The 6,803-nt window shown below is 49.1% G+C and carries 8 protein-coding genes; 4 read left to right on the top strand and 4 right to left on the bottom strand.

Going from position 1 to position 6,803, the window contains the following annotated elements; genetic code table 11:
- On the top strand, positions 1-343 hold a 343-nt coding region (locus tag Q354_RS28090), incomplete at its 5' end, for an integrase core domain-containing protein (RefSeq protein WP_156948493.1).
- A gap of 591 nt (positions 344-934) precedes the next feature.
- Here Q354_RS28090 and Q354_RS0123745 read toward each other — a convergent pair.
- Complete coding sequence (locus Q354_RS0123745; RefSeq protein ID WP_027859799.1) at positions 935-1,750, bottom strand: DNA-binding protein; 816 nt, start codon at positions 1,748-1,750, stop codon at positions 935-937.
- A 208-nt stretch (positions 1,751-1,958) separates the two neighbouring features.
- Here Q354_RS0123745 and Q354_RS27770 point away from each other — a divergent pair, with 208 nt between their 5' ends.
- Positions 1,959-3,065: a tyrosine-type recombinase/integrase gene (locus tag Q354_RS27770; RefSeq protein WP_156948492.1), complete on the top strand. Its 1,107-nt coding sequence runs from the start codon at positions 1,959-1,961 to the stop codon at positions 3,063-3,065.
- Positions 3,065-3,310, top strand: a complete 246-nt coding sequence (locus Q354_RS0123735) for a hypothetical protein (protein WP_027859798.1) — start codon at positions 3,065-3,067, stop codon at positions 3,308-3,310. The genes Q354_RS27770 and Q354_RS0123735 overlap by 1 nt, the downstream gene beginning before the upstream one ends.
- Before the next feature lie 19 nt (positions 3,311-3,329).
- On the opposite strand, the gene Q354_RS29080 is transcribed toward Q354_RS0123735, so the two are convergent.
- A complete protein-coding gene (locus tag Q354_RS29080; protein ID WP_456085372.1) occupies positions 3,330-3,836 on the bottom strand; it encodes a hypothetical protein in 507 nt (168 codons plus the stop codon).
- On the opposite strand from Q354_RS29080, the gene Q354_RS27045 reads away from it, so the two are divergent.
- On the top strand, positions 3,770-4,030 hold the full coding sequence (locus tag Q354_RS27045) for a HigA family addiction module antitoxin (protein ID WP_051560596.1): 261 nt from the start codon (positions 3,770-3,772) through the stop codon (positions 4,028-4,030). The two genes, Q354_RS29080 and Q354_RS27045, sit on opposite strands and share 67 nt — an antisense overlap.
- Positions 4,031-4,831: 801 nt before the next feature.
- On the opposite strand, the gene Q354_RS0123710 is transcribed toward Q354_RS27045, so the two are convergent.
- Positions 4,832-5,275 carry a hypothetical protein gene (locus Q354_RS0123710; protein ID WP_027859795.1) on the bottom strand — a complete coding sequence of 148 codons (444 nt, stop codon included), beginning with the start codon at positions 5,273-5,275 and terminating at the stop codon, positions 4,832-4,834.
- Positions 5,276-5,348: 73 nt separating this feature from the next.
- A complete protein-coding gene (locus Q354_RS0123705) occupies positions 5,349-6,785 on the bottom strand; it encodes a DNA cytosine methyltransferase (protein WP_027859794.1) in 1,437 nt (478 codons plus the stop codon).
- Between the last annotated feature and the right edge of the window lie 18 nt (positions 6,786-6,803).

Here is a 6,803-nt window from a genome sequence, read left to right as displayed (position 1 = left end):
GTACGAGCAACGAGGACGGCCAACTGGACTGATGTTTCATTCTGATCAGGGCAGCCAGTATGCCAGTCGTGCCTTCTGTCAGCGGCTGTGGCGTTATCGAATCATGCAGAGCATGAGCCGAAGGGGCAATTGTTGGGACAACTCGCCAATGGAAAGACTCTTTCGCAGTTACAAGTCCGAGTGGATGCCTATTACGGGTTATCAATCAGCAAGAGAAGCCCAACGAGACATCAGCTTCTATCTGATGGAGCGATACAACTGGCAACGGCCACATCAATATAACAATGGATTACCTCCTGCAAAGGCAGAGGAAGATCCTATCTTACTGTCCGGAATTAGTTGACCACTACATAGAGCTTTTTCTTAGGCTATTAGCTGCAACCTTAGCCTTAATTGCAAGTACGTTTATGCCGGTGTATAGCAAGGCATCACTAATGCCTGGTCGGAGCCGATTGCATGAGGCTAGTAGGCGGAGAAGACGAATCAGATCTCAATGCCGATAAATGGGATTATCGGCATTAAGTGATTGTTTTTTAGGGGTTTTTTAGTGTGCTTAGGTTAGGTCCCCGCCAACCATATTAGCGTACAAGTCTGCGCCCAGTATGCCCGGACACACGTTCTTCCCAAGTTCGGAAAAACGACTCATAGTTCCTTTAATCTTTTTTAGCATAGTAGTGCCCTCCTTTTGGTCATTGTTATCCGCGTCATGATCCGAATCGCGATCAAGTTTTGTTTGCAATAACGACAGACCCACCGAAGTGACGCCCACAGCAGCTAAAACGGTCGCGTAGGTTACCGGGTCCAACCCTAGGGCTACGCCTAACCTAAGCACACTAGGCAACGAAGGCTAGCAAAGCTAACCCATGTTGTCGATATGTGATCAGATATATGCCTATAACGTCCGCCTGAGTTGATGAGTTAAATCCACACTGCTTTAACGTCTTCGTGGTCGGGCTTCTTCTGGTAGAACGTCGATCAACTGGTTGTACCCGGCCTTTGAAATCTCCCCATCTTCTAGTAGCTCTGTCATGATCAGAGCAACCCGAGCAAGCTTGGCTGCAGCTAAGTCATCTGCGATTGCCTGCAGTTGGCCTGTCTGAGCATGTGCCTTTTCAAGTTGTTTACGACCCTGTTCTATCTCGATAGCCTGGCTTTCAATCTTATCTTCACGCAACTGCAATTGGTGATTGAGATCGTCAGCGGCCTGGCGCTGCTGGTGCTCCTGCTCAGTTAATTCTCTAATCGCCTGCACTTGGTCGGAGACCAGCTGCTCCAGATCAGTTCGCTCACGTTCCAATGTATTCAGCTGCCCTTCCAGCTCAATGAACCGTAGCTCTGCAGCGGTGAGAAGGCCTTCTATATCTTTCCGCTCTGCAGCGATCGCTGCCTGTTGTTGATCAATACTTTCGCGTTCTGACTCTACTTCATTATTAGCTAGAGTAAGCGCCTCACTCCACATCGCGCCGAGGGCCGTTTGCAATGGCTTGGGTATCTCCATGTCTAAGCCGGTTGTTGAACCTTTGCCTTTTGTGGCGTGATAGCTACTTATGTAGCGCTGCACGGTGCTGTTCGATCCACTGTATTCATTGCAGTGCCGGCGCACGCTGGTCACGGTTGGTCGACCGCTCTGCTTTTCAATTTCTATGCAGGCTTGATGCACGAGCCCTTCGTTCCACACCGCGCTCCTGGCTCCCCTGCCCCCGCTTGATTGTCCTTCCAGTTCCTGAGTATTGGTTAGCTCATTAGACATTTTTTGCCTCTGTATGTATCGAGCCTGGCTTGGCTGTTTTGCGTTCATTTTATCGTATAAATGTACTATACGCTAATTACACTATTACAGTATAAATATAATTAACTTACGAGATTGCACAATCTAGTAAGTAAGCTATACTGAAACTAGATTCAGGGTATGGTTATACTGATTTTGGGAAAATAAGAACGTGGCAAATAGAGGGCTGGTGGCCAAGTCATCAGGCGAGCTTAGAGAGCTAGCTTTAAGGCAGCTGCGCGATGTTAGCGGTCTGGCTGGATCAGATACTCCGGAGGGCATTGTCTGTATCCGGAAGATGCCGCTGATCGGGGAGGCTTGCCCGGCGACAGTGATGCTCAGCAAGCAGACAGGTAATACTAAATCGACACATAAGAGTCGTCTGCGCCGGATGGCTGCTTTACTGGGAGCGCCTGCTAGGGATCACATTAACGGTGTGGAAAGCTATCAGTGGCTTGACTGGCCAGTGATCACTGCTGATAGGTTCGAAGCCTTCATCGCATCTCTCTATGAGCCGGTATTTGACCAGAGTGGATCTTCCAGCCGGCGATCGCCCAGGACGCTGAACGGCTTCCTTAGTACCTACAAGTCAGCTATGCGCGAGGCTAGTAGAATGGGTCTTGTTGATGTCAGGGAGTTTGATAGGGTCAAGGAGATCAAGAGCTTATCAGTGCATCGAGAGCCTGCAGGTCGAATGGTTGAAGCTGGAGAGATAGCCGATCTACTCGCACTGATCACCGAACTTGAGGATGCAGAAAATACAATCAAGGCTGTTCGGGATAGGGCGATCGTAGCCTTAGCTTTTTTCGTAGGGCTTAGGCGAGGTGAAATATCGGGCTTACAGCTGAGTGGATTAGAGCTGGATAGCGCAGAAGCGACTGTTGTTGGTAAGGGGGACAAGGTTGCCAAGGTGCAGTTGCCTGCGGCGATCGTGACCTATTTGAGGGATTGGTTGTACTATCGAGGCGTAGAGCCTGGCCCGGTCTTCTGTGCGGTGAGTAAAGGCGGTACGATGCCTAGAAAATCGGCCCTTACTGGCACTGCCATCTATCAGATAGTAACGTCACTGGCTCTGAGAGCTGGGATCAAGCATGTGGCTCCACACGATGGTAGGCGTACCTTCATCAGTAATGTGCTAGATATCGATGGTATTGACCCGGCTACAGCGATGAAACTGGCCAGACATAGTTCTTTCAAAACGACTGCGCTGTATGACCGGCGCGGCACAGCAAAACAGAAAGCGATCGTAAATACGATAGCGGATGATTTATTGAAACCTACAAAGGGATCAGAGTGATGGATTATTTGGTTGCGATTGGAGAAATGCTTGATCCGGCAGTCTATGCCTTGCTCGACGTGCTTCTTTTTCCGTTCTTCTATAACGAACTGACTGCTGGTGAAGATGTGCGTGAATGGCTCAATGGTGAAGCCGGTTGGTCATATGGGGTAGCGATCGTTTTGTGTGCTACCTACTTCACAGTCATCGTGGCCGTGACTAAATTTATTGAGTTGCTTGGGTCGAAGTTCCGTTTTCGCCGATGAGGCAGTGCTGCATCTGCCTTCAGAACAGGGTAGCTAAGTCCTTGTCTTTTATATAAGAAACAATCCAGTAACCTGTCAAAGCTATTGAAGCAGATGGGGGAAAGGCTGTACCATTTAATGGTACAGCCTTTTTCTGTTTTGAGATCCTTGCTTTATGGCTATTTCCTTTCGAGATCCCTGGCTCGAAGAGTTTTACTACTCTGGTGCGCGTCAGCGACAGATCCCTATTGGTGTAGAGAACACGCTGAGGCGGAAGTTGCAGATTGTTGATGCCAGTGCAGATGAGGCAGACTTGATCGAGGCTCCCAGTAATGGATTTCAGTGGCTTGATAGCGAGCTTGCTGGGTTCTGTACGATCAGGGTCAATAGGGTCTATCGGCTTGTATTTCGTATGAAAGATGGCCAAAAGACCGATCTTTTCTTCGAAGAGCATCGCATTAGGGAGAGGTGAAGCCCGGTATGAAGCCAACTCAAATAAAGCCAATTTCCCTTGGTGAGATCCTGAGATGCGAATATATGCAGCCAAGAAAACTCACGGTGGGAGAGTTAAGTAAGGCCTTGTCGGTAAGCAGAACTACATTGAGTGCCATCATCAATGACAAGCGGCCATTAACAGCAAAGCAGGCCGTTAAGCTGGCTGAGCAGCTTGGCACTACCGCGGAGTTTTGGATGCGGATTCAAATCGCTAATCAGCTTTGGGAAGCCCGGAATGGCTTTTAGCAACACACCCCGTTCAGTTTTCAGACTCTCTTGCAGCAATTTCATAGCGGTCCATATTCCTATCCACTAGTTTCCACTGCCTGTCATCCAACGTTGCTTTTGCTGTGGTGTGTGGTGAAGTCATCAATTGCAACAACTAAAACCTCAGAGGCAGGAAAACAGATTGAGAGTTCTTCGAGGGATGGATCAGGGATCAGCTTGCGAATCAGTGCTGGGAAGCACTGCACTCATTTAGTGAGTAGCATTGGAATAGTGTTTACGACGAGATTGCGGGATCGATTAGCCTATAAGGGTTAATAATCTGATTGCGATCAACAAGGTGACCAGGATCCCAAACCCGCTAGCTACGAGCTTTACTACCTGAAGAGCAAAGTTACCAAACTCTGAAATCTTAAACATAGCCTACCATGGTCCTTTATTTGCCATCTTTTGTGGAGATGGTTGTCAAAACAGCTGTGTGACACAGAAATGAGGTTGTCCCATCGCTATTCTCCCGCGAGGGAATCTGGGCTGCAAGATCACCCATCCTGTTAGGGATTGCACAGCCACAGATCCACTCGGCTCCGGGCGTGTCAATCAGGAGAGGCAATGCACCTGGTTGTTGGATCTGCTTACACCGCTCCGGATCAGTAACTACGAGGGGAGTGAAGGCCAATGGCACCCACTGTATAGTATCGCTATCGCTGGTGAATTCGTACCGAGCCCAGGTGCCGGCCAACACTGGATACGCAAGCACACCTAAAGCCAGCAAAGCCACGAGACTTGGGCCAACAGTTACCTCACTCCCCGTCCTTATCAATGCTACAAACTCCATTTCTGTCTGTTTTTAATGCTCTTGACAATACCCTGTAATGCCTTCTCAACGCCGTGAGCGAACTGTTCAGGTTCTATCTCTTGTGTCATCGAAGCATAGCGATCACGCTTCATAGAGAGCATTACAATATTCGGACGCACTTCAATATCCACAGCCCATTTTGTCCCACCAGCGGTGGTTGTATACGGTGCTGTATCATCGTCTCCGAAGCAAGAGGTAAGGTCATAGTGGACATGGCACTCCAGCATTGGAACATTAAGTGCCTGTAATTCCTCAAGTACTTGATTGATTTCTGGGTTCTCTATCGGCCGGGAGATGTAACTAGAATCTTCCTTATCGAAGGCACCAGAAGATGCCAATACAAATAAGAATGCAACAGCTAAGATTGCGGAGGGTACTTCATAGTATTTTAAAGGGTTGTCACTCTTCATTCTTACTTCCTTTTTAGAACCACAACCGCCAGGCGAGGGCCTAGTGGGTGTGTCGGTGTTGTAATTTCTTTGACTATGAAAAGGTTGGCTGGTGTAACTGAGTTAGCCCAAGTAATTGGCTCTGAAACGCCAGCAAATGACGCTTAACGCTACGAACGACCATCTCATGCAGACCCATATCGACGGACTGGCCAATAATCTCAGAGGCAATGGAGGAGCTGCAGTTCGAGAGGTTGAAGCTCTTTGGTATACCCATCAGGCGTTTCATAAGGCCCTCTGTTGGCCAAAATAGCTTACCCTGATCGGCTATCACCACTGAGTCCTTGGCCATCCTGATCTGAGACTTGAGAAAGGTTGGTGAGTGGCAAGATTCCCGAGTAATGGTTCGCAATCGCCCGCTTTCGAGTCCATCCTGAAGTGATTTACTATGGCTGACATGACGGCACCCCGGCAGGTGCTCTTTTACAATGCCCCAGATGGTGTCTTGTCGCCGTGTCTGAGGCTTTTCCCAGGAAAAGGGGTTGGGTAGTGCGGTAAAGAAACTGTAGGCTCTCTTACGACTGGTAAGCCCTCCGTGATCCCTCGCATCAGCTACCAAGCAGTGTTCCTGGTAACCCCACTTGCGAAGCCGCAGACTGATCATCTTGTACATGTCTGAGTTTATCCAAGCCGGAACGTTTTCGATGGTGAGCGTGGGAGGAGCCAGGCTTTCAACCAGGCGCAGCAAGTCATAGCCCATATCAATGCTGGAGCTTAAATCAGCCAAAGAGCGCTCTTTGAGAGTAGTTCCCTTCGCGGTGGAGAAGTCATCACATTGGACCGAGATTGATAGATTGGTAAAAGGGCTCTTTGCGACAGCATCAGCAATCCTGGCCACGTCGATCTGATTGATATCCTCGTTGTAAATTGCCTTTACTCCGGGGATGTTGGCCAACACGTTTAGGGCGCCGGTCTCAGAGAGGTCGACCTTATCTCTGGCTTCAGGTGGTCGCCACTCGATCACTGAATGAATGGAGAATCCATTGTCTGACATGCTGCGGAGATCCACGCCGGATGTACAAGCGGCGAATACGCTGAGCGGATCGTCTGCCTTCTTGGCATTGTCCATAGCCCTTTGCTGCAGGCTGGTTAAGGGACGAATTTCAACGCGATCAGGCGTAAATGTAACGTGGACGTGCTTACAGTCAGCTGGAAAGGATCTGTCCAAAAGCTTCTGGCTGCTGATATCCAGTTGATGCTCTATAGGATTGTTCTTCCTACGCTTATAGGTGCGGGTATAGACCTTTTTCACACGCCCGGGTAGATCAAATAGGTCCCGTACCCTTTCGACAACTATCCCTTTGTTATCGCCCAAGGATCGTTCAATGTTCGGCGCATCTGCTTCGAAGCCCACCAACGGTAACCAGTTGGTAGAAACCACCAGCTTTCTACGTCCATCAGATAGGCGAGTAAAAGCCAGGCGTTTAGTTAACTGCTCTGGGAGATTGAAGGACAGTAGAGAGTTTTCCATTGGTGAATCCGTTCCTTT

This window comes from Marinobacterium jannaschii DSM 6295, assembly GCF_000620085.1.
GTDB lineage: Bacteria > Pseudomonadota > Gammaproteobacteria > Pseudomonadales > Balneatricaceae > Pontibacterium > Pontibacterium jannaschii.
This window is presented reverse-complemented; position numbering and strand designations above follow the sequence as displayed.

Bases quoted from the DNA above. Each gene is read 5' to 3' on its own strand.
- Q354_RS0123745 (WP_027859799.1), bottom strand. From the start codon at position 1,750: ATGTCTAATGAGCTAACCAATACTCAGGAACTGGAAGGACAATCAAGC.
- Q354_RS0123735 (WP_027859798.1), top strand. From the start codon at position 3,065: ATGGATTATTTGGTTGCGATTGGAGAAATGCTTGATCCGGCAGTCTAT.
- Q354_RS27045 (WP_051560596.1), top strand. From the start codon at position 3,770: ATGAAGCCAACTCAAATAAAGCCAATTTCCCTTGGTGAGATCCTGAGA.
- Q354_RS0123710 (WP_027859795.1), bottom strand. From the start codon at position 5,275: ATGAAGAGTGACAACCCTTTAAAATACTATGAAGTACCCTCCGCAATC.
- Q354_RS0123705 (WP_027859794.1), bottom strand. From the start codon at position 6,785: ATGGAAAACTCTCTACTGTCCTTCAATCTCCCAGAGCAGTTAACTAAA.